Genomic DNA, 22,685 nt, shown 5'->3' on the forward strand with positions numbered 1-22,685 from the left:
TCCGCGGCATCACCGCGGCATGCGAGTCCGCGCCCGCTTGGCGAGCTCGATCTTCGCGATCGCGTTGCGATGCACCTCGTCGGGGCCGTCGACGATGCGCACGGTGCGCTGGTGGGCGTAGGCCTCGGCAAGCCAGAAGTCCTGGCTGACGCCCGCGGCGCCGTGAGCCTGGATCGCCCAGTCGACCACCTTGCACGACACGTTGGGCGCGACGACCTTGATCATCGCGATCTCCGCCTTCGCGGCCTTGTTGCCCACGGTGTCCATCATGTGCGCGGCATTGAGCGTGAGAAGCCGCGCCTGGTCGATCAGGCAGCGAGACTCGGCGATGCGCTCGTGCCAGATGGACTGCTCGGCCAGCGGCCGGCCGAAGGCGATGCGCTGCTGCAGGCGGTCGACCATCATCTCGAGCGCGCGCTCGGCCGCGCCGATGGAGCGCATGCAGTGGTGGATGCGTCCCGGCCCCAGCCGTCCCTGCGCGATCTCGAAACCGCGGCCCTCGCCGAGCAGGATGTTCGAGAGCGGCACGCGCACGTTGTCGAGCACTACTTCCATGTGGCCGTGCGGCGCGTCGTCGTAGTTGAACACCGTCAGCGGCCGCACCACGGTCACGCCCGGCGTGTCGCGCGGCACCAGCACCATCGACTGCTGCTGGTGCCGCGGCGCATCCGGCTCGGTCTTGCCCATCACGATGAAGATGGCGCAGCGCGGGTTGCCGGCGCCGGAGCTGAACCACTTGCGGCCGTTGATGACGTACTCGTCGCCGTCACGGCGGATGCTGCACTGGATGTTGGTGGCGTCCGACGATGCGACCGCCGGCTCGGTCATCAGGAAGGCGGATCGGATCTCGCCGGCCAGCAGCGGTTCGAGCCACCGCTGCTTCTGCGCGTCGGTGGCGTAGCGCTCCAGCGTCTCCATGTTGCCGGTGTCGGGCGCCGAGCAGTTGAACACCTCGCTGGACCAGGTGACGCGCCCCATCAGCTCGCACAGCGGGGCGTAGTCGAGGTTGGAGATGCCGCCGTGGCCCTTGTACGGATGCGGCAGGAACATGTTCCACAGCCCGGCGCCCCGTGCGACGACCTTCAGCTCGTCGACCACCGGCACCGGCTGCCACGGGTTCCCGGCGCGCCGCAGCGCGTCCATCTCGCGCGCGTGGCGCTCTTCATTGGGATAGATGTGCTGCTCGAAGAACGCGTTCAGGCGGTCGAGCAGCTCGCGGGTCTTGCTGGAGTGTTCGGTCAGCATCGTGTCTCTCCGTCGGGTGAGGCACGATTGAACCACCGCGAGCCGCGTTGCGCGGTCGCCTAGGCGACGATGCCTTCTCAGGAGCGCGCGACGAAACCCTCACCCCGACCCTCTCCCGCGAGCGGGAGAGGGAGAGCATCAGTTCCGGGGCAACACGTCGGATCTCTCCCGCGGGCGGGAGAGGGAACGCAAGCCTTGCCTCACTGCCGGGACTTCCCCGGCGGTGACGGGTCTTGCTCGCGCGCGCTGTCGCGCGGCTCGGTGCCCGCGCCCTCGGTCCCGATGTCTTCTTCCGCGGCGGGGGATCCTCCGGTGACGCCCGCGGACGAGCGGTCGGGCGGCACTTGCTTGGTCGAATCGTCGTTGCGCCTTTCGGCGTCGTCGCGAGGCTGGGTCGGATTCATGATGCGCTCCGGTTGCGACAGTGGTGCAGCAAACGACGCGCCCGATCCCGTGGCACCTTGAGGGCCCGCCTCGGCCAGGCGCCGGCGCAGCGTCGGCAGCCCGACACCCGTCGCCTCGAAGCCGCCGTCGACCGCCACCACCTGGCCGTTGATGAAGCTGGCGGCGTCGCTGCACAGGAAGCCGACGGTTTCGGCCATTTCTTCCACCGTGCCGTAGCGGCCCTGGGGAATCGCGTCGTGGTAGTCGGAACGGATGGCCACGCTGTGCACGAGCTTGGCCATCTCGGTCTCGACGGGTCCCGGCGCGACGACATTGACGCGCACCCCGACGTTGCCGAGCTCCACGGCGTACTGCTTCGACATCTGGATGAGCGCGGCCTTGCTGGTGCCGTACGCGACCCGCAGCGTGCTGGCCCGCAAGCCGGAGATCGACGCGATGTTGACGATCGCTCCGCCCCGGCCGGCCATCAAGGCGCCGAACGCTTGCGTGCACAGGAACGCCCCGTCGAGGTTGGTGGCCATGACCTCGCGCCATTCCGCGAAAGAGGTCTCCAGCGCCGGCTTGAAGACCGCCACGCCGGCGTTGTTGACCAGCGCATCGACGCGGCCGAACCTCGCCATCACTTCCGAGGCGGCCCTCGCGACCTGCGTCGGGTCGGACACATCGCCATGCACGCCGATGAGGTCATCGGGCCTGGCCAGCTCGCGGACCGCACGGTCGAGCGTGGGCTGATCCCTGTCCAGCAGCACGACCCGGTGGCCATGGCGCAGGAACCACTCGCCGATCGCCCGGCCGATGCCGCGGGCGCCTCCCGTCACGACGGCGACTCGACCAGGGGAAGCAGTGTTCGTGGTCATCCGATGAAGTCCTCCGAGCCGCGAGCCCATTCCGGCGGGCTCCTGTCGCGCAGGCCGATGCTCACAGCGACATCGACGGACGCTGCGCCATCAGCGCACGCCAGCGCAGCACATGCGGGTGCTGCTCGCCCGGCTTGACCCTCACCACGCGCGCGAAGTCGACCGCCACCACCGCGGTGATGTCCGCCACGCTGAAACCATCGGCGGCGACGAAGTCGCGGCCGGCAAGACGCTCGTTCAGCGTGATGAAGAACTGCTGCAGCCTCGCGAGGCCGCGCTGCGCCAGCTCGGGGATCTGCCGGTAGTCGTCGGGCCCCGGCAAGGCCCGGTTCGCCATGGCCGGAGAGCTGTTGCGCATCGCCTCGGCAATGGCCATCAGCCCTTCGAATTCGATGCGCCAGTTCCAGCTCGCGATCTCCGCCTTCTGCTGCGGCGTGTCCCCCAGCAGCGTCGGCTGCGGATAGCGTGCCTCGAGGTACGCCGTGATGGCCGCGTTGTCGGTCAGCAGCAGGCCTTCGTCCGTGCGCAGCGCCGGCACCGTGCATTGCGGGTTCACCTGGCGATAGGCGTCGCCCAGCTGCTCGCCGCTTCTCAGGTCGACCTGGATCGTCTCGTGGACGACGCCCTTCTCGGCCAGCAGGATGCGGGCACGCCGCGGGCTCGGCGCGGTGGCGCAGTCGTAGAGGGTGATCATGGCCGCGGATCCAGCTTGTCCTGGGTCCGCGTCTCGAAGTCGCCCGCGTCGTGACGCTCGTGCAGCTGACTGCCAGGCTGACCCCAGGTGCGATTGACCATGCGGCCGCGCTTGACGGCCGGGCGTCGGGCAATCTCGTCGGTCCAGCGCAGGACATTGGCATACGCCTGCACCTGCAGGAACTCGCCCGCGTCGTAGAGCTGGCCCTTGACCAGCGTGCCGTACCAGGGCCACACCGCCATGTCGGCGATGGTGTAGTCGTCGCCCGCCAGGAACGGACTTTCGGCCAGGCGGCGGTCGAGCACGTCGAGCTGCCGCTTGACTTCCATCGCGTAGCGGTCGATCGCGTATTCGATCCTGGCCGGCGCGTACGCATAGAAGTGGCCGAACCCACCGCCGAGAAAAGGCGCACTGCCCATCTGCCAGAACAGCCACGACAGGCACTCCGCGCGCTGCTCGGGACCGGTCGGGACAAAGGCGCCGAACTTCTCGGCCAGGTACAGCAGGATCGCCCCGGACTCGAACACCCTCACCGGCGTCGGCCCGCTGCGGTCCAGCAGCGCCGGAATCTTGGAGTTCGGGTTGACGGCGACGAAGCCGCTGGCGAACTGCTCGCCTTCGTTGATGCGGACGAGCCAGGCGTCGTACTCGGCGCCGGCGTGGCCCAGCGCCAGCAGTTCCTCCAGCATCACCGTGACCTTGACGCCATTGGGCGTGGCCAGCGAGTAGAGCTGCAGCGGATGGCGGCCCACCGGCAGCGCCTTCTCGTGCGTCGCACCGGCGGTCGGGCGGTTGATGTTGGAGAAGCGGCCGCCGTTGTCCTTGTTCCAGGTCCAGATGGCCGGCGGCGTGTAGCCGGATGAATCGTCCATGCAGCGATCTCCAAGCGGGGACGGGTCTGCACAGCACCTGTGCGACCGCTTGGCGGCCACTGTACGGCAGGAGCCTCAGCGGGTCCGCGTCCCGCTCACCACTGCACGCGCAGGGCCTCGCTCTTGGCCGCCTTGGCCATGTCGGCGTCGGGCACCAGCAGCGAGGTGACGACCGTCGAGGGCAGGCGCTTCATGTCGGCGGCTTCCACCTTGCCCGCGAACTTCCAGCCCGCAGGCAGCTTGACGAACACGAATCCGGTCGGCGGATCGACGAACACGGTGTAGTCGGCGGCCGGCAGCGCACGAGCTTCGGTCTCGGCGTGCGCGGGCGCGGCGGTGATGACGAGGGTGGCGGCGAGCGCGGCGATCAGCGCGGCGGCGGTCAGCGTGGGACGCATGGTTTCACTCCTGGGGTTGACGGGTTTCGGAATCGGAGGCGGGCAGGCGGCTCAACATCTCCTCGAGCCGGCGCTGCAGCTCGAGCAGGTTGGCGAACTCCGCACGCCAGCCGCTGATCAGATGCTCGACGCTGCCGCACAGGCCGCGCCCGGGCTGCTGGCTGTCCTGGTGCAGCCGCAGCACGAAGGCCAGCTTCAGCGGCATGGGCAGGTGGTCTTGCAGGGGTCGGTTCATCGGTGTGGGTGGGTTCGGCCTGGCATGGGTGCTACTCTAGAAACGGCCGGCACGGATGTCGTCTCGGAACGGTGTTGTTTCGGTGGCGATTCGGGTCGTGCCTTCGATGGGAAGGTCGATGACCCACGAGATCCGGACCGCGGCGCCGGCCGCATTGCGCTTCGGGCCCTACCAGCTGGAGCCGGCCAACGCCCTGCTGCTGCGCGGCCAGGCGCGCCTCGACCTGCCGCCGAAGGCGTTCGCGGTGTTGTGCCACCTGGCCGCCCGGCCCGGACAGCTGGTGTCCAAGGAAGAGCTTCTCGACGCGGTGTGGGGTCGCCGCTTCGTCAGCGAATCGGTGATCAAGAGCGCCGTGAACACCATCCGCGACGTGCTGGGCGACGACCCGCGCGCGCCGCGCTACGTGGAGACCGTGGCGCGCCGCGGCTACCGCTTCGTCGTGCCCGCGTCAGCCGCGCCGGCGATCGCCACTGCTGCCGCTGCACCCGCTGCCCCCGAGCCGGCGGCCCAGGCGGGCACGCTGGTCGGTCGCGACGCGCCGCTCGCCCAGCTGGTCGCCGCGCTCGCGGGTGTCCAGGCCGGTGCGTCGACGCTGGTGTGGGTGGGCGGCGAGGCCGGCGTCGGCAAGACCGCGCTCATCGAGCGCTTTCGCGGGCTGGCGCGGCAATCCGGCGCCTGGCTGGCGAGCGGACAGTGCATCGAGCAGTCCGGCGGCGGCGAGCCGCTGCTGCCCTTGCTCGATGCGCTGGCCGAGCTGACCCGCGGGCCCGACGGCTCCGCCTGGGTCGCCGCGCTGCGCCAGCGTGCGCCCAGCTGGCTGGCGGCGCTGCCATGGCTGGCCGGCGCGACGCCCGAATCCGCCGGCTCGGCCGCCGAGTCGTCGGGCGCGGCGCCGGAACGCATGCTGCGCGAGCTCGGCATCCTGCTCGATGCCATGACGGCGGCCCGGCCGCTGGTGCTCGTCGTCGAGGACCTGCACTGGAGCGACCACGCGACGGTGAGCCTGCTCGGCTACCTCGCGCGCCGCCGCGGTCCGGCCCGCTGGCTGGCCGTGGCGACCTTCCGCCACACCGAGGCCGCGCTCGGCGAGCATCCGCTGCAGGCGCTGCGGCTGGAGCTGCGCGCCCAGCGCCTGTGCCAGGAGCTTGCGCTCGACAGCTTCAGCGAGGTCGAGGTCGACCGCTACCTCGGGCACCGCTTCGCGCCCGCCGCGGTCCAGGAGCGCAGCGACCTGGCGCAGGCGCTGCATGCGCACACCGAGGGCCTGCCGCTGTTCGTCGTCAGCGTCGTCGACGAGCTGGTCGCCAACCGGCAGCTCCAGCCGGGCGACCACGGCTGGCGGCTGTCCGCGCACGCCTGGTCGACGCTGCAGGTGCCCGACACCATCACCGGCGTCGTCGAGCGTCAGATCGCCAAGCTGCCCGGGCCGCTGCGCGCGCTGCTCGAAGCGGCGAGCGTGCTCGGCTTCGAGTTTGCGCACGACCTCCTGGCCGCGCTGACCGGCGAGGCGCCGGAGGCACTGCGTGCCCGCTGCGACGGCCTCGCCCGGCGCGGCGAATGGCTGGTGTCCGCCGGCATGGTCGAGCGCGGCGACGGCGCGCTCGCATTCCGCTATGCCTTTCGCCATGTGCTCTACCAGCGCGTGCTGTACGAGCGCGCCGCGCCGGCGCAACGGCTGCAGCAGCACCTCGCCGCGGCGCAGGCCCTGGCGTCGGGCACGCTGCCGGAGCGGCATGCGGCCGAGCTCGCCCATCACCACGAGAGGGCCTGCGACATCGCGCTGGCGGGCGGCGCGAGACCGGCAGGCATGGTGGAAGAGGCGCGGCGCTGGCGGCTGGCGGCGGCGCGGGCGGCCCGGGCGCTGCACGCACTGGACGACGCGATCGCGCACTACACCCGGGCGCTGGAGCTCGACCCGCCGCCGCAGGAGCAGGCGCGCGTGCTCGGCGAGCGCAGCGAACTGCTGCGCCTGGCCGGCGACGGTCCGGCGGCGCTGCGCGACAGCGCACGGGCCTGGCAGCTCGCGCGCGGCGCCGGCGACGCCGCGCTGTGCGACACGCTGCAGCTCACGCATGCACGCGTGTGCATGTTCTGCGATGAGGTGAAGACGGCGATCGAGCTGGCCGACGAGCTGCTCGCACGGCGGCTGCCGGACGCGCAGCGCATCGACGCCCTGCTGGTCAAGGCCCGCAGCCACCGGCTGCTGGGGCAGCCGGAACCGGCCGGCGCCACCCTGGACACTGCGCTCGCGGCGGCGCCGCAGGACCACATCGCGCAGCGCGCCGCGATCGCGGAGGAGATGGTGCACACGCTGTTCGAGCGGGGCGCGCACACCGAGGGCCTGCGGGTCGCCGAGCAGGCCCAGGCCCTGTTCGAGCGATGCGGCGACCGGGCGGGCGCTGCGCGCGCGCTCATTCGCATCGGGGTGCTCTCGCTGAATCTGCATCGGCGCGCGCAGGCCCAGGCGGCGCTCGAGGAGGCGCGGCAGCGCCTGGGCGCCCTCGGCGACGTCGACGGGCAGCGCTCGGCGCTGCTCAACCTCGTCAAGCTGCATTCCGACCATGGCGACGCCGACACCGCGCTGGCGCTTCTCGAGGAAGGTTGGAACCTCTCGCCGCAGTTCGAGAGCCCGGTGGCCGAATGCGCCTTCCTCAACGGCTTCTACTACTGCAATTACCTGCGCGGCGACCTCGGAGCGGCCTGCCGGGATGCGGAGCGCGTGCTGGCCCTCGCCGCGCAGCTCAGCTCGATCTACTGGCGCGTCGGCTCCGCCGTGCTGGTGACCGACCTGTTCATCTTCCTCGGCGACTGGACGCAGGCCCGCCGGCTCACCGACGAGGCGCTCGCGCTGCTGGAGACGCGCGGCGAGCAGGCGCTGCGCGCGCGCGTGGCGGCCCGCAGCGCCTGGCTGGACACGCTGCAGGGTCGATCCGAAGCGGCACTGGACCGGCTGGATGCATTGGGGACCGTCGAGACGGCCGAAGACCGGGCCGTGATGGACCGGGTGCGCGCACAGGCTCGATTCGACCTCGGCGATGCGTCCGGCGCGCTCGATGTGCTCGCGGCCTACGACCATGCGCCGACGCTGGAGGCCTGGACACAGATGCTGGCGCTGCGACTGCAGGCGCAGGTGACGCTGGATCGCATCGACGAACGCGACCTTCAGCGCGCCGAGGCGGACCTGAAGGATCCCTGCCTGCCGGCACTCGAGGGCCTGTGGCTGCGGCGCGTCTTCGCGCACGCACTGGCCGTCGCCGGTCGCGCCGATGCGGCCCGCGACCACGGCGAACGCTACGGCCGCGAGCGCGCGCGGTTGGCGGAGTCGCTGCGCGACTGGCCGGCTCTGCGGGCGTCGTTCCTCGCGCGATCGGCACCGCTGTAGACGCACGGATATCCGACTACCTCTCCCGCGAGCGGGAGTGGGAGAGGACGTCGCGGCCTCGACGCCGCCCGCTCAGGCCGCCAGCCGGAAGGACCCCATGGCGCCGCTGAGCCGACCCGCCTGCCCCTTCAGCGACAGGGCCGCTGCGGCCACCTGCTCGACGAGGGCTGCGTTCTGATGCGTCACGGTGTCCATCTGCGCGATCGCCTGGTGCATGCGGCCGATGCCTTCGCTCTGCGCCTGGCCCGCACGCGCGATCTCGTCCATCAGCGCGGACACGCGCTTGACGCTGTCCAGGATGTCGCCCATGGTGCTGCCGGCCTGGTCGACCAGCTTGGAGCCCGCGCTGACCTTGTCGGTCGAATCCACGATCAGCGCCTTGATCTCGCGCGCGGCCATGGAGCTGCGCTGGGCCAGCGCCCGCACCTCCGACGCCACCACCGCGAAACCGCGGCCGTGCTCGCCGGCGCGGGCCGACTCCACCGCCGCATTGAGCGCGAGGATGTTGGTCTGGAACGCAATGCCGTCGATCACGCCGATGATCTCGGAGATGCGGCCCGCGCTCTGGTTGATCTGCTCCATGCGCTCGATCACGTCCTGCATGATGCGGGCGCCTCGCTGGGCCACTTCGCTGGACACGGACACCACGTCGCGCGCCTCGCCGGTGTTCTTCGCATTGCTGCGAACGGTCTCGGCCAGCTGGTGCATCGAGCTGCTGGTCTGCTCGAGCGCGCTGGCCTGGCTCTCGGTGCGGCGCGACAGGTCGGTGTTGCCTCGCGCGATCTCCTCGGACGCGCTGTTGACCGCGTCGACCGTCGTGCGCACCTCGAGCACGGCGGTGCGCAGCTTCTTGCGCATCGAGTTCAGCTCGTGGCGCAGCCACGAGATCTCGTCCTTCCCGGGCGATTCGATCCTGGTCTCCAGATCGCCGCCGGCGACGCGGATCACTGCCTGCACCGTGTCTTCGACAGGCGCCTTGATGCTGTGCGAGATGGCCCACCCGGACACGAGCGCGAACACGCAGGCCGAGGCGCCCGCGACGCCCATCGCCCAGGCGGCTGATTGAAGGCCGGCTTGCGCCTGCAGCAGCCACGCGGCCGAGCCGCCGAGCGCGGCCGTGATGATGGCCATCAGCGCGAAGCCGATCCTGACCCGATTGCACTGACTGACGCGACGAATCCAGTTCACAGCCACTCTCCACTGCCGCCACGGCGCCCCACCGCGGATGTGAGTGGATATCGGACGGCGGCGGCCGGCACTGAAGCGTGAAAATGCAACAGCTTCCCGGGTCGCACGCCGACGAAGAGGCCCGCATGGGGGCCACCCCGGTTCGAGACGGGACATTGCGCCGCATGGCAAGCTCGCTGCCGTCTCGTCCGTGGAGCTGGCGCATGGGAATCGACGAACGACTGGCCGAATGGCGCACGCTGGCGCTGCGCGTGGAGGACGAAGTCGCCAAGGCGGTGATCGGCCAGCCCGAGACGATCCGCCTGATCAACGTGGCGCTGTTCGCACGCGGCCATGTGCTGCTCGAGGGCGACGTGGGCGTCGGCAAGACCACCGTGCTTCGGGCCTTCGCGCGCGCGATCGGCGGGGACTTCGAGCGCGTCGAGGGCACGATCGACCTGATGCCCGGCGACCTGATCTATCACACCCATGTCGACGCCGAAGGCAGGCCGCGCATCGACCCGGGACCGCTGCTGCGCCACGGCGAGCGCCTGACCACGTTCTTCTTCAACGAGATCAACCGTGCGCGACCGCAGGTGCAGTCGCTGCTGCTGCGCGCGATGGCCGAGCGCTCGGTGTCGGCGTTCAACCGCGACTACCGCTTTCCGCAGATGACGGTGTTCGCCGACCGCAACAAGGTCGAGAAGGAAGAGACCTTCGAGCTTGCATCGGCCGCACGCGACCGCTTCATGTTGGAGCTCAACATGGGCAGGCCCACCGATCGCGCCATACGCCGCTCGCTGGTGTTCGACACCGCGTTCCACGACACCGAAGCGCTGCTCGAACGGGTCGCGCCGGGGCTGCTGCCATGGGACCAGCTGAACAGCATCGGCGCACTCGTGCAGAGCAGCGTGCGCAGCAGCGAGACGATAGAGCGCTACGTGCTCGACCTGTGGGAGGCGAGCGAGGCGCCGCAGCGCCTGGGCATCCGGCTCGAGGGCGTCGACATGGACCGGCTGGTCCTGGCCGGCGCCAGCCCGCGAGGCATGAGCGCCCTTCTGCGGGCGGCGCGTGTGGTCGCCTGGCTCGCGGGGCGTCCCCATGTGACACCCGAGGACGTGCGGGCGGTCCTGCCGCCGGTGCTCGGGCATCGCATCTTCTTCACGCCGGTCTACGAGCTGCGACGCGCCGAGATCGCGAGCGCGCTGATCGATCGCATCATGGACAGCGTGAGCGTGCCGTGATGAGCCCTTCCCTCGCCGAGGTGCAGGAGTTTCACTACCGGCTGCGCGCCCGCGTGCCCGGTCTGCGGCCGGGCGGGCACCATGGCGCCAGCCTGGGCAACGGCCAGCAGTTCGCCGCGCATCGGCGATTGTTCGACCAGCCGGACCCGCGCCGGCTCGATCTGCGCGCCAGCCTGCGCGACCCGCGAGGCGACTGGCTGGTGCGTATCCAGCGCCAGCGCACCGCGGTGCCGGTGCATGCAGTGGTCGACGTGTCGGCCTCCATGCACTTTGGCTCGTCGCGCACCAAGCTGGAAGTCGCGGCGGATTTCGTCGAAGCCCTGGGCCGCAGCGTCTCCCGCGCCGGCGACGCGCTCGGGCTGCTGGCCTTCGACGCGGTCGAGCGGGACGATCTCTGCATGCCGCCGCGCCAGAGCCGCGGCCTTGGCGGCGTGATGGCCGGGATGCTGCGCGCATGCCGGCCGCAGGAGGCCGGGGCGAGCTCCATCGACGGACTGCGGCGCTGCCTCGCACGGCTCGCCGGACGGCCGGGGCTGGTGTTCATCGTCTCCGATTTCCACTGGCCGACGGACACGCTGGGCACCGTGCTCGACATGCTGGCGCCGGCCTGCGTCGTGCCGATGATCGCCTGGGATCCCGGCGAGACCGAGCCGCCGGCGGCGACGGCCATGCTGGCGGTGAGCGATGCCGAGAGCGGGATGCGCCGCACGCTGTGGCTGCGCGAAGCCGTGCGCGTGCGCTGGCGAGAGGCCGTCGCGGCGCGCCGCGCCGAGCTGCACGCGCTGTTCGAGGCGCACGGCATGGCGGCCTTCCACCTGCACGGCCGCTTCGACGCCGAGGCGCTGTCGCGCCACTTCCTGGAATCGGTGGCATGACGGCGCGCCGCTGCCTCGCGACGCTGCTGCTGGCGCTGGCCGCGGGGGCGGCCCCGGCCGCGACGGTGGAGCAGCCTCGGCCTTTCGGGCACGTCATCGGCGACGTGCTGACGCAGCGCGTGCTGCTGCACGACGATGGCCACGAGGTCACGGCGACCGCGCCGCCGGCCGGACGCGTGGGCCCGTGGCTGGAGCGGCGGCCGGCCCGCGTGGAGCGCGACAGCGCGGGCCGGCGCTGGCTGGTCCTCGACTACCAGGTCATCAACGCCCCGCGCGACGTGAGCGTGGTGTCGCTGCCGGCACTGACGATCGCCACGCAGGCCGGTGCGCCCCTGTCGCTGCCCGCCTGGCCCGTCAGCATCGGACCGCTGACGCGCCCCGGCGCGCTGGACCCCATGCGGCCCGACCGTCCGCCGGCGCCGCGTCCGACCGAGACCCTGGAGCGGCAGCTGGCGCTGGCCATCGGGGCCCTGGCGTTCGTGCTGCTCGCATGGCTCGGCTGGTGGGCTGCGCGGCAGTGGCGTGACGCCCGGGCCTTGCCGTTTGCGCGCGCCTGGCGGGCGCTGCGCCGCCTCGATCCGGCCGGCGGCGAGGCGTGGCTCGTGCTGCACCGGGCGATCGATGCCAGCGCCGGACGCGTGGTGCAGAGCGCCACGCTGTCGCGCCTGTTCGTCGATGCACCGCAGCTCGCCGCGCTGCGGACACGGATCGAGGACTTCTATCGGCGCTCGGACCAGCGCTTCTTCGCGGATGAGCGCGCCGGGCCGCCGTATCCCCTGCTGGACCTGTGTCGCGCCCTGCGCGAGGTCGAGAAGCGCCATCACGGCTGACGACATGCCCATCGACTTCACCCAACCGTCGCTGCTGCTGCTGCTGCCGCTTGCCCTGCTGCCGCTGCTGCGCCGGCGCTCCGACACGCTCGTCTTCCCGTTCGTCGCCTGGCTGCCGGCCGACCCGGTCGGACGGCTGCTGGGTGTGCTGTGGCGCGCGCTCGCGGTGGCGGCGATGGCATGCATCGTCGTCGGAGTCGCCGGGCCGGGGCAATCGGGAGCCCAGGTGCTGCACATCGGCCGCGGCGCCGAGGTGCTGATCCTCATGGACCGCAGCAGCAGCATGGACAACGTCGCGCACCTCAACGGCATCGACGACGGTGGTCGCTTCTCGGTGCGGGAGTCGAAGAACCAGATCGTGCGCGAGCTGCTGAGCCGCTTCGTCGCTCAACGCCCGCACGACCGCTTCGCGTTCATGACCTTCAGCACCAGCACGCAGCGCATCGTTCCCTTCACCGAGCGCGGCGACATGGTGCAGGCCGCGCTCGCCGCCACGGCGATTGGTCGCGGGCTGCCCGAGACGCGCATGGGCGGGGCGCTGCTCGCCGCGATCGGCGAGTTCACGGGCCGCCGCTACGCCGGCAGCCGCGTGATCCTCGTCGTGTCGGACGGCGGCGCGCAGCTCGACGAGACCACACGCGAACGCATCCGCGCGGGCCTGGCGCGCGAGAAGCTCGCGCTGTACTGGGTGTACATCCGCAGCGGGCCGAATTCACCCGACCTGACGGCCGAGACGAGCACGGCGTACGGGTCGGCCGAAGAGCGTGCGCTGCACGATTTCTTCCGCACGCTGGAGACGCCGTACCGCCTGTACCAGACCGACAACTCCAAGGCCATGGCCGCGGCCATGGCGGAGATCGACCGGCAGCAGACCCTTCCCCTGTCGTTTCACGAGCGCGTGCCGCGCCGCGACTTCTCCCCGGCGTTCCACCTCGCCGCGCTGCTGTGCTGCGCCGGCCTGCTCGCGTGCCGTGCGCTGCAGCTGCGGAGCTGGACATGAGGCGGCGAACCTGCCACCTGCTGTTCGGTGCGGCCGCGCTGGCCTGTGGCCTCGCGGTGCTGGTGAACGGCTTGCGGCTTCAGCAGGCGAGGCAGACCAATCGCGCGATCGCCGCCGCGGCGCGGCAGCCCGTGGGGCAGGACCCTGCTCCCGCACCGAGCGCGGCGCCGCGCGAGGTCCGCCTCGCACGAGCCATCGCGCTGGCCGAGGCCGGTGCCTACGACGCCGCCTTCAAGGCCTATGGCGGACTCATCCAGCAAGGCCCGCCCGACGCTGTCGCGCGGCAGGCGCTGTTCAACCTCGGCAACATGCACCTGCGGCAAGGCGCTGCGCCCGATGCGTCCGTCCCGGCCATGACCATGGTCGAGCTGGCCAAGCAGCGCTATCGCGACCTGCTGCGCATCGACCCCGGCGACTGGGATGCGCGCTACAACCTCGAGCGGGCCCTGCGCCTGGCGCCCGAAGAGCAGGCGCCGCAGGCCGAACAGGACATCGAGCCGGTCGAGCGCCGGCGCGTGCGCGCGCACGACTTCCCCGCCGGCGACCTGCCATGACGCTGCGTGCGGACCTTGCCATCGCCGGGGCGCTGCTGCTGCTCGCCGCCGCGGTGTGGATGCCGCCGGTGACCTTGCAGCGCCCCGTGTTCAGCTACATGGTCACCTTCGACATCACGCAGAGCATGGACGTCGAGGATGTGGAGCATGCGGGCGCGCCGGTCAGCCGGCTGGCGCTCGCCCGCCTCGCGATGCGCGACGCCCTGCGCCGGCTGCCGTGCGGCTCGCGGATCGGCTGGAGCATCTTCGCCGACTATCGCGCGCTGCCGCTGATGATGCCGGTGGAGGTCTGCGGCCACTACGAGGAGCTGCTGGCCTCGCTGGACGCCATCGACGGACGCATGCGCTGGGCCAACGCCAGCAACGTCGGCAAGGGCGTGACCTGGACGGTTCGCAGCGCCAAGCTCATCGGGTCCGGCGTCAGCGTGGTCTTCATCACCGACGGGCACGAGTCGCCGCCGCTGCGCGGCGATGCCGCGCCGCCCATGGCCGGCATCACGCCGGGCGACGTCGGCGGCTGGCTGATCGGCGTCGGCGGCGCGCTGCCGGCGCCCATTCCCAAGACCGATCGCGACGGCAACCGCGCCGGCTTCTGGCAGGCCGGTGATGTCGTGCAGCGCGACGACATGCCGAGCCATGAGCACCTGTCGGAGCTGCGAGAGGCTCACCTGCAATCGCTGGCGCGCGTCATGGGCTTGGGCTACCGGCGCCTCGTGGAGGCGGACGCGCTCGCGAAGGCGCTGCTCGATGCGCGGCTCGCGCGAAGCGCTCCGGTGCAGACCGACGTCTCGCAGGTGCCGGCGCTGCTGGCCCTGCTGCTGCTGGCGTGGCGATTCAGGCCGGGCCTCAGCCTGACCCGCTCCCGCCGGCGGGACAGGGAATCCCCTTAGGGCCTGTTAACGCTATGGGAGGCCTCGCGTGACTCAGCAAAGCGGCGCCCGCAAGGCGCGAAGCGCAGCCGTAGCGGTGTCTACGGCGAGCATTCGCAACGCGGCGGGCGCCGCTTTGCTGAGATCACCCGCAGGGCCGGTGCCTGGCCTCCCATAGCGTTAACAGGCCCTTAGTCGCGGAAGCAGCACATCCCCTCTTCCGCATGCGGGAGAGGGGCAGGGGTGAGGGCCCGGTGCAATACTTCATCTTCGACGTGGACCGGCAGCGATGCCGTCCGGGAGTCGCCCGATGCAACGGCGAACGCTCTTGCGCACATGCGTCCAGGCAGGTGTCCTGGCGGTGGGCCGGCCGTTGCGAGCGCAGCCGCGCCCGGCCCGCGTGGTCTTCCTCAATCCGGGCGAGAGTGTCGAGCGCGGCACCGGTCCGCTGTGGCGCTCGCTCGGCCGCTTCATGACGCTTGCGGCGCGTGCCCTCGACCTGGAGCTCGAGGTGGTGTATGCCGAACGCGATCACCTGCTGATGCTGCGCCAGGCCGAAGAGGTGGCGCGACGCGCCGCCGCACCCGACTACGTGGTGATCGTCAACGAGAAGATGGCCGCGCGGCAGATGCTGGAATCGCTGTCGCGCTCCCCCGCCAAGGTGCTGGTAATCCACAACGACCTCACCGCCGAGCAGCGGCGACAGATCGGCAACGAGCGGCAGCAGTTCGGGCGTTGGATCGGCACGGCGGTGGCGGACAACGCGCGCGGCGGCTGGCGCCTGATGGAGGAGCTGTACCGACAGGTGGGGCAAAGCGAGCCGCGCATCATCGGCATCACCGGCGACCCGAACACGCCGGTGTCGATCGAGCGGGCGCAAGGGGTGCAGCAATACGTCGACCGGGCGGGCCGCGGCCGGATCCTCCAGCTCGCCCATGGCGACTGGAGCTACGCCGACGGCGAGCAGAAGGGCCGGGTGCTGCTCGCGCGCTATCCGGACGCCAACATCATCTGGGCCGCCAACGATTCGATGGCGCTGGGCGCGTTGCGCGCCGTCAGGGAGCACGCCAGCGGCGTGCGCGTGGGCGGCATGGGAGGCTGGCCGGACGCGCTGGAGAGCATCGCCGCCGGTGGACAGGCGGCCACCGCCGCCGGCCACAACCTCATCGGCGCCTGGGCGATGGTGCTGCTGCACGACTATCACCACGGCCACGACTTCGCCGAGCACGGCGGCCCGGCGCAGAAGCTGGACTACCTGTTCGTGGTCCATCGCGGCAACGTCGCCCGCTACGAGGAGCTCCTGTTCCGCCAGGCCGAGACCCTGGACTTCAGGCGCTATTCCAAGGTGGCCCAGGCCGGGCGCTCGCGTTCGGGGCGCTACGACTTCACGATCGAGCGACTCGTCTCCAAGGCCCGCGGCTCGTGACGGCGGCTTGCGAATGACTGCCCTGCGCCCCATCGCGAGCCTGCACACCAAGCTGATGGTGGCCATGGCCCTGATGGGCGCGCTGCTCGCGGCCGGCTCCTCTTTCGTGCTGATCGAGCGCGACCGCGAGCGCCGCATGGTCGAGCTCGACGGACGCGCCACGCGCATTGCCGACCTGTTCGGGCACTCGCTGGCGCAACCGCTGTGGAACGTGGATCGCCCCTCCATCGACAACCAGCTGGCCGCGCTGGCGCCCAACCCCGAGGTCGCGCAGTTCACGGTCACGGCGGTCAACTACGGCGTCGTGTCCGAAGTCACCAAGGTGCGAGGGCCGGACCTGGCCAATGGCGTGGTGCGGGTGCGGGCCATCCAGCACGAGCCGCTGGCCGGCGGCGGAATGCAGCAGATCGGCGAAGTGCGGGTCGTGCTGACGCGCGCCGTCGCGGAGAAGGCCATCGCGGACGCGCGACGCGCCATCCTCGTGCTGGTGGGGTCGGTCGTCGCCTTGCTGTACGGGATGACCTACCTGCTGCTGCGTCGCCTGGTCAGCGGGCCCATCAAGCGCCTGGAAGCGACCGTCGACCGCATCTCCGGCGGTGACTTCGACGCGCGCTGCGAGATCCGTTCGCGTGACGAGCTGGGCCGCCTGGGCGCGCGCGTCAACACCATGGGCGACCGCCTGCGAGACTCGACACAACGCCTGCGTGAAAGCGAAGCCAAGTACCGCGGCATCTTCGAGAACGCGCTAGAGGGCATCTTCGGCCTGGACCGCGACGGACGCCTGCACGACGCCAACCCGGCGATGGCGCGGCTGCTCGGCCATGCCAGTGCGAGCGACCTGATGGCAGCGATGAACGCTGACCCGCAGGGCGTGTTCGGGCGCGAGCAGGTCGATGCCGTCTTCGCCGCGCTGGACCGCGATGGCGAGATCGGCGGCATGGAGCTGCAGCTGGCGCGTGCGGACGGAAGCCCGATCTGGGTTCATCTGAGCGCGCGGCCGTCCGGCGGCTCCCCTCCCCGGTCGGGCCACGCGCTGTCGCTCGTGGGCCTGATCACCGACATCACGGCGCGCAAGCTCGCGCTGGAGGAGCTGCATCGGCATCGCGAACGGCTCGAGCAGGCGGTGCAGGAACGAACCGCTCAGCTCGTGAAGGCCAAGGAGCAGGCCGAAGTGGCCAACGACGCGAAGACGGCCTTCCTCACCCAGATGAGCCATGAGCTGCGCACGCCGCTCAACGGCATCCTCGGCTTCGCGCAGATCCTGCAGCGCGACAAGCCGCTGACCGAGCGACAGGCCCACGGGCTGCGCATCATCGAGGAGAGCGGCCAGCATCTGCTGACGCTGATCAACGACATCCTCGACTGGGCGCGCATGGATGTCGGCAGGATGGAGCTGTTCCCGGGCGACACCCCTCTCGCGGACTTCCTCGGCGTCGTGTCGGAGATCGTGCAGGTCAAGGCCGACGAGAAGAACCTGCTCTTCGTACAGGACTTCGCGCCCGATCTTCCGGCGACGGTGCAGGTCGACGAGAAGCGCCTGCGCCAGGTGCTGCTGAACCTGCTGTCGAATGCCGTCAGGTTCACCGACGCCGGCCAGGTCACGCTGCGGGTGCGGCGCCTCGCCTTGCCGCGCTGGCAGAACCGGGCGCAGCCGCAGGACAACACGGTGCGGTTGCGCTTCGAGGTGGAAGACACCGGCATCGGGATGACGCAGGCGCAGGCGGACAAGCTGTTCCAGCCGTTCGAGCAGGTCGCGGAGAAGCCGCGTCGCGAGGGCGGCACCGGACTGGGCCTGGCCATCAGCAGGCAGCTGGTCCACCTGATGGGCGGCGACATCGGCCTGAGAACGCAGCCCGACCATGGCAGCTGTTTCTGGTTCGAGCTGGTGCTCCCGGCGAGCGACCTGCTGGTGCCGTCGCCGCCGCGCCAGAGCCTGCCCACCGGCTACGAGGGGCCGCGCAAGCGGGTGATGGTGGTCGACGACTCGCCGCAGAACCGAGCGATGCTGGTCGACAGCCTCGGCATGCTGGGCTTCGACGTGGTCGAGGCGGGCGATGGCCGGCAGGCGCTCGACATGCTGCAGGAGGTGCAGCCGGATCTCGTCGTGATGGACATCATGATGCCGGTGCTCGACGGGCTGGAGGCCACGCGGTGCATCCGCAGCCTCCAGCGCTTCGCAGCCCTGCCCATCGTCGCCGCCTCGGCCAGCGCGACCCGGCAGGTCGAAGACGCCGCGCGGCAGGCGGGCGCGACCGAGTTCGTCGTCAAGCCGATCGCGCAGGACGTTCTGCTCGACAAGATCGGCCGCCTGCTGAACCTGCGCTGGGTCTGCGAGGACGAGTCCGGTGCCGAGGCGGCCGCGCAGGCAGGCGGATCGGACGGGCTGCCCCTGCCCCTCGAATACGCCGAAGCGCTCTACCGGCTGGCGCGCGTCGGCAACATGCGCCGCATCCAGGAGTACGCGGACGAGCTGCAGGACCTGGATCCGCGCTTTGCGCCGCTCGCCCAGCACTTGCGGGCGCTGGCCGGGGCCTGCCAGTCGACGGCGATCCGCCAGGTGGCCGAGAAATGCTGCAGGGCGTCGAGCGACCAGACGACCGTGTGAGGTCGGCGGCGAGCCGATCCTGAGGTCCCGTGCTCACCGAACGATCTTGTCCACGTTCTCCGCGCGATCCAGCCCCTTCGCTTCCGCGAAGCCCTTGACACCCCGGAAGATCGTTCCGCTCAGGTCGGCCTCGGTGAAGTCCGTGCCGGTGATGTCGGCATCGCTCAGGTCGGCGCCGGCGAGCTTGACCCGAAAGAAGCTGGCGCCACGCAGGTTGCTTCCCCGGAGATCGCAGAAGGCCATCATCGAACGGCTGAAGTCGGCGTCCGCCAGGGTGGCGCCCGCCAGCCTGGCGCCGGAGAGGTCGGTGCGCATCTGCCCCATGCCCTGGTTCTTGATGTCGACGCCCACCTTGGCGCGGCTGAAATCCGCGCCGGCAAGGTCCGCGCCCGGCAGGTCGGCGATCATCCGCACGCCGGTCATGCTCGCGCCCTTGAAGACGGGCATCTTCTTCACCTCGCCCCCCAGCACCACCACCGACAGCAGGCTGGCGCGATCCAGCCGGGCACCGGTGAAGTCGGTGCCCATCAACCACGCGCCGTTCAGATTGGCGCCTTGCAGGTTGGCATCGCGGAAGTCGGCCTGCACCAGCTTGCTGCCGAACAGGTTCGCGCCGCGCAGGTTGGCCCCGCGAAAGTCGAGCTTCGAGAGGTCCAGGTCCGACAGATCCTTGCCGGCAAGATCGGCCGGCCTGGTGGGAGATGCGTCTCGCAGCGCGGCGCGGACCTGATCCAGCGACAGGTCGCTCGCCATGACGGTCCGGCCCAGGCAGAGCAGCAGTGCCGCCACCGCGAGGATGGCGACACCGGGGGCGCGCGCCATCACGCTCACTCGAGGTGGATCTCGCCGTCGAACTCGACCTCGAGACGCAGTGCGCCGATGCGCAGCGTCATCGACGCCGCCAGGGTGTCGGCACCGGCGATCGTTCCGGCCGCGACCGCCTTGGCCACGGCCTGCTCGATCTCGCGCTGCGAATTCACGCCGACCATCTTCAGGAACTTGCGGATGCTGAGGTTGAAGGTCTCTTCATTCATGAACGTCTCTCCACGCGGGCAAAGGGGCGAAGGCAGATCGAAGTCTGCGCCCCGGCGAGCCGCGGCGCCATAGCGGCGCCTCATTGCCGGCGCCTCCATTCATTGATGGATTGCGCCAACCGGCCAATTCGGTCATCGTGGCGGTGCAACCCGACAAGGTCAGGGGGAACACCATGGCGATGCACGGCAAAGAGGTCGCGCTGGTGGCGGTCCACGGGGTCGCCGACCAGGGCCCGGGAGAGACGGCCAAGTCGATTGTCGACTTGCTGGTGTCGTCCGCTCCCGACGGAGTTCAATACCGGGCAACCGACTCCACCCGGCTGACGCTGTCCGTGGATCCGCTCCAGCCGCGTCCGCCTGCGCAGCGCCGGCCATCGGCCTCGCCCTCGTCGAGCGAGCGGGGCATGTGGAAATCCCTGCGGCAGTCGATGCTGTCGGACATCCACCGTCCCGCCCAGGCGTGCGGCGACGACGCGGTGTCGCTGCCGGCCCTGGCGAGCGACGCCCTGAGGATCCGGCCGCTTCCCGCGGACCACGACGTGGGCATCGCCGTGACCGACTACCTGATGCGCAAGCACATCGACAACGGCGCCGAGCCGGAGGCGTACGAGACCGAGCAGTCGACGCTGGAATGGAAGGACGAAGCCTCGGGGACCACCGGCCGGGTGGACGTGTTCGAGCTGTACTGGGCCGACCTCTCGCGGCTGTCGGGACAGCTGCCGCGCATCCTGACCGAGGCCGCGACGTTGATGTTCCGGCTGTGCCGGCTCGGGCGCGACACCGTCGACCTGGCCGCGGCACAGCTGGCGGAGCGCGAAGGTCGCGCCAGACGCCACGTGGTCGCGTGGTGGATCACCGCCACGTTCCAGCGGCTGCTGGACTGGGTCTTCGTCCACGTGATGGTCCTGCTCATGGCGCAACTGGCCATGCTGGGCATCCTCGTGCTCCTGCTGGGACTGATGCGCGCCTACCCTGGCCTGGCCCTGGTCGCCGAAAGAGGCCTGGTCGGGGTGGCCGCGCTGGGGCTGCTTCTGTACGGCTGGTACCTCCTGCCGACGAGGAAGCGACGAGCGGCGGCGCTCGTCGCGGCCGCCGTCCTGACCGGCCTGGCCCTGTCCTCCTGGGTCGCGACGGCCTGGCTCGCGATGTGCATCCTCGGCGCGCTGCTCACCCTCGCCTACGACCGCGGCCTTGCCATCGCCGACGATCGCTTCCCGCTGGTCCAGGCGGTGGGGCGGCTGATGTGGGGCGTCGTTCTCTGCAGCATCGCCGTCTGGACCGTCGCGCTGATCCCGCGCCAGGGCGTCGCGGCCGATGCGAGTCCGCTGCTGATGGGCGTGCTGACACCGCGCGCCTGGGTAGAGCCCGAGTGGAACCTGCTGATCCGCGGTGCGCTGGCCAGCACCGAGCTCGTGCTGGCGGCGGTGAAGTACACCTGGGTCGTGATGGGCTTCATGCTGGTGCCGTGGCTGCTCGCCGGCTTCGTCGCCGCTCGCGAATCCCAGTCCCTGTCGCGCGCCAGCGTCGCCACCGGGCGGCTCGGCTTCGGCGTTTCGGCGGGTGGCTTCTTCGCGCTGGTGATGACCCTCTGGGCCTTCTTCCATGTGCCGCTCGCGGCGGCGGTGGGTGACCTGCGCTACGACCCGTGGCTGTTCGACATCGAATTCGTCACCCGCGCCAGCGAACTTCTGGAACGTCGCTACCAGGCCAGCACCGCAGCCTTTTCCGCGGTCGTGGTGGTGCTGGTGGTCTTCGCGGTGTATGTCGTGCTGGCCGTGGTGCCGAGCCTGCTCGCAGAGCTCAAGGTGCTGGTGAACCGCCGCCTGGATCGCTTCCGGCGCAACGTTCCGGCGGCACGGGAGAAGGCGGCCCGCGCCGCGCAGAACCGCACCACCGAACTGGGCAGCTGGCTCACGTGGTGGTACCGCCACCTGGACCGTTGGATGTCGGTCGTGGTGACGATCGGCGTGATCGCCGGCGTGGTGGTCGCGCTGACCTACATCTTCGAGGCCTGGCCCGGCCCGCTGCTCGGGTTGCAGCGCGACATGGAAGATGCCGCCCGTGCGTTCTCGCAGAAAGGGCTGCGCCCGCTGGCATTCGGGGCCACCGGCATCACCGCCTCGCTGGTGGTGTTCGGCAACCTGCTGTCGCGCGCGTTGCCGGCGCTGCGTGCACCGCTGGACGTGGCGCTCGATGTCGACAACCACTTCCGCGAGTTCCCCCGCACCGCGATTCCGCGGGCCCGCATCTTCTCGCGCTACGCGGCACTGCTCGAGCACCTGCAGCGCGAGGGATACCGGCACATCGTCATCGTCGCGCACAGCCAGGGGACGGTGATCACCGCTGACCTGCTGCGCTTCCTGCGCACGGACAGGAACGGCAAGTTGGCCGAAAGTCCATCCAGGCCGTGGATCTCGGAGGTGTCCGAGCCGCTGCCGGACCTCCAGCTCCTCACGGTGGGCTCGCCGCTGCGTCAGCTGTACGCCGCGCGGTTTCCCTTCCTCTACCGATGGAGCATCGCGAAACCGAAGCACAGGAGCGGCCCTGCGCCCGCGGACATCGGCGTGAGGCGATGGCTCAATGCCTTCTGCAGCGGCGACTATGTCGGCCGCTGGCTGTGGGCCGATCACGCGCCCGACGTCACCGGCGATGTCGGTGAACCGATGGACGGCACCGTGGCCGAACCTCAGCTGGGCCGGTGCTCGACCTACGAAAGCTTCAGTCCGCTGCCGCCGGATTTCGCGAAGCTCGGCGAGTTGACGCAGGTGGAAGCCTGCCTCGGGCTGGGGGCGCACACGCACTACTTCGAACCAGGCGAACGGCTGGTGGCAGCGCTCGTGCATCACCTCGTCGCCGAGGCTTCCGTTCCCCGCAAGGACGCCCGTTCCTCCATGGATCGGCGTCCGGCGGATGTCGAATGGCAGGCAAGCGGCGAAGAGGCTTGCGCGGAAGATGGAGGGTGAGCCCGCCCGGCTGACGCACGTCGGGCTGCA

Annotated in this window: 18 protein-coding genes and 1 pseudogene; 10 read left to right on the forward strand and 9 right to left on the reverse strand. The window is 70.7% G+C overall.

Translation table 11 applies throughout. The features are described 5' to 3' along the window. Window positions 1-9: 9 nt before the first annotated feature. From P7V53_RS21715 to P7V53_RS21740, 6 genes and pseudogenes are all read right to left on the reverse strand, one after another. Window positions 10-1,245 carry an acyl-CoA dehydrogenase family protein gene (locus tag P7V53_RS21715; protein ID WP_280151595.1) on the reverse strand — a complete coding sequence of 412 codons (1,236 nt, stop codon included), beginning with the start codon at window positions 1,243-1,245 and terminating at the stop codon, window positions 10-12. Between the two features lie 479 nt (window positions 1,246-1,724). Continuing rightward, a pseudogene (locus P7V53_RS21720) lies at window positions 1,725-2,507 on the reverse strand (SDR family oxidoreductase); the annotation flags it as partial. Window positions 2,508-2,568: 61 nt separating this feature from the next. Continuing rightward, a complete protein-coding gene (locus tag P7V53_RS21725) occupies window positions 2,569-3,201 on the reverse strand; it encodes a glutathione S-transferase (RefSeq protein WP_280151596.1) in 633 nt (210 codons plus the stop codon). After that, window positions 3,198-4,073 carry a glutathione-dependent disulfide-bond oxidoreductase gene (gene yghU / locus P7V53_RS21730; RefSeq protein ID WP_280151597.1) on the reverse strand — a complete coding sequence of 292 codons (876 nt, stop codon included), beginning with the start codon at window positions 4,071-4,073 and terminating at the stop codon, window positions 3,198-3,200. The genes P7V53_RS21725 and yghU overlap by 4 nt, the downstream gene beginning before the upstream one ends. A 95-nt stretch (window positions 4,074-4,168) precedes the next feature. Beyond that, a complete protein-coding gene (locus P7V53_RS21735) occupies window positions 4,169-4,471 on the reverse strand; it encodes a hypothetical protein (protein ID WP_280151598.1) in 303 nt (100 codons plus the stop codon). A 4-nt stretch (window positions 4,472-4,475) separates the two neighbouring features. After that, window positions 4,476-4,706 carry a hypothetical protein gene (locus P7V53_RS21740; RefSeq protein ID WP_280151599.1) on the reverse strand — a complete coding sequence of 77 codons (231 nt, stop codon included), beginning with the start codon at window positions 4,704-4,706 and terminating at the stop codon, window positions 4,476-4,478. Window positions 4,707-4,824: 118 nt separating this feature from the next. On the opposite strand from P7V53_RS21740, the gene P7V53_RS21745 reads away from it, so the two are divergent. Then, entirely contained in the window at window positions 4,825-8,088 is a 3,264-nt protein-coding gene (locus P7V53_RS21745) for an AAA family ATPase (RefSeq protein ID WP_280151600.1), read from the forward strand. Between the two features lie 72 nt (window positions 8,089-8,160). On the opposite strand, the gene P7V53_RS21750 is transcribed toward P7V53_RS21745, so the two are convergent. Continuing rightward, window positions 8,161-9,276, reverse strand: a complete 1,116-nt coding sequence (locus tag P7V53_RS21750; RefSeq protein WP_280151601.1) for a methyl-accepting chemotaxis protein — start codon at window positions 9,274-9,276, stop codon at window positions 8,161-8,163. Window positions 9,277-9,479: 203 nt separating this feature from the next. Between P7V53_RS21750 and P7V53_RS21755 the strand changes: the two genes are divergently transcribed. From P7V53_RS21755 to P7V53_RS21790, 8 genes are all read left to right on the forward strand, one after another. Continuing rightward, window positions 9,480-10,499 (forward strand): MoxR family ATPase, encoded by a 1,020-nt coding sequence (locus P7V53_RS21755; protein ID WP_280156577.1) that lies wholly within the window; start codon window positions 9,480-9,482, stop codon window positions 10,497-10,499. Beyond that, window positions 10,499-11,374, forward strand: a complete 876-nt coding sequence (locus tag P7V53_RS21760; RefSeq protein WP_280151602.1) for a VWA domain-containing protein — start codon at window positions 10,499-10,501, stop codon at window positions 11,372-11,374. Before P7V53_RS21755 ends, P7V53_RS21760 begins: the two co-directional genes overlap by 1 nt. Then, window positions 11,371-12,204, forward strand: coding sequence for a calcium incorporation protein MxaA (locus P7V53_RS21765; protein ID WP_280151603.1), 834 nt, complete (start codon window positions 11,371-11,373; stop codon window positions 12,202-12,204). Before P7V53_RS21760 ends, P7V53_RS21765 begins: the two co-directional genes overlap by 4 nt. A 4-nt stretch (window positions 12,205-12,208) precedes the next feature. Then, the gene (locus P7V53_RS21770; RefSeq protein ID WP_280151604.1) at window positions 12,209-13,204 is read left to right on the forward strand and encodes a vWA domain-containing protein; all 996 of its coding nucleotides are present in this window, start codon (window positions 12,209-12,211) and stop codon (window positions 13,202-13,204) included. Continuing rightward, on the forward strand, window positions 13,201-13,758 hold the full coding sequence (locus P7V53_RS21775) for an MxaK protein (protein ID WP_280151605.1): 558 nt from the start codon (window positions 13,201-13,203) through the stop codon (window positions 13,756-13,758). The genes P7V53_RS21770 and P7V53_RS21775 overlap by 4 nt, the downstream gene beginning before the upstream one ends. Next, entirely contained in the window at window positions 13,755-14,648 is an 894-nt protein-coding gene (locus P7V53_RS21780) for an MxaL protein (RefSeq protein WP_280151606.1), read from the forward strand. The genes P7V53_RS21775 and P7V53_RS21780 overlap by 4 nt, the downstream gene beginning before the upstream one ends. Before the next feature lie 307 nt (window positions 14,649-14,955). Further along, window positions 14,956-16,053, forward strand: a complete 1,098-nt coding sequence (locus P7V53_RS21785) for an ABC transporter substrate-binding protein (RefSeq protein WP_280151607.1) — start codon at window positions 14,956-14,958, stop codon at window positions 16,051-16,053. 13 nt (window positions 16,054-16,066) lie between these two features. Further along, window positions 16,067-18,658, forward strand: a complete 2,592-nt coding sequence (locus tag P7V53_RS21790) for an ATP-binding protein (protein ID WP_280151608.1) — start codon at window positions 16,067-16,069, stop codon at window positions 18,656-18,658. A gap of 33 nt (window positions 18,659-18,691) precedes the next feature. Here the strand turns inward: P7V53_RS21790 and P7V53_RS21795 are convergent, their stop codons facing one another. Together P7V53_RS21795 and P7V53_RS21800 are read right to left on the reverse strand one after the other, a co-directional pair. Further along, window positions 18,692-19,447 (reverse strand): pentapeptide repeat-containing protein, encoded by a 756-nt coding sequence (locus P7V53_RS21795; protein ID WP_280151609.1) that lies wholly within the window; start codon window positions 19,445-19,447, stop codon window positions 18,692-18,694. A gap of 38 nt (window positions 19,448-19,485) precedes the next feature. Next, the gene (locus P7V53_RS21800) at window positions 19,486-19,692 is read right to left on the reverse strand and encodes a DUF6494 family protein (RefSeq protein ID WP_280151610.1); all 207 of its coding nucleotides are present in this window, start codon (window positions 19,690-19,692) and stop codon (window positions 19,486-19,488) included. A gap of 179 nt (window positions 19,693-19,871) precedes the next feature. Between P7V53_RS21800 and P7V53_RS21805 the strand changes: the two genes are divergently transcribed. Continuing rightward, the gene (locus tag P7V53_RS21805; RefSeq protein ID WP_280151611.1) at window positions 19,872-22,655 is read left to right on the forward strand and encodes a hypothetical protein; all 2,784 of its coding nucleotides are present in this window, start codon (window positions 19,872-19,874) and stop codon (window positions 22,653-22,655) included. Window positions 22,656-22,685 lie beyond the last annotated feature (30 nt).

Source organism: Piscinibacter sp. XHJ-5 (assembly GCF_029855045.1).
Lineage (GTDB): Bacteria > Pseudomonadota > Gammaproteobacteria > Burkholderiales > Burkholderiaceae_C > Albitalea.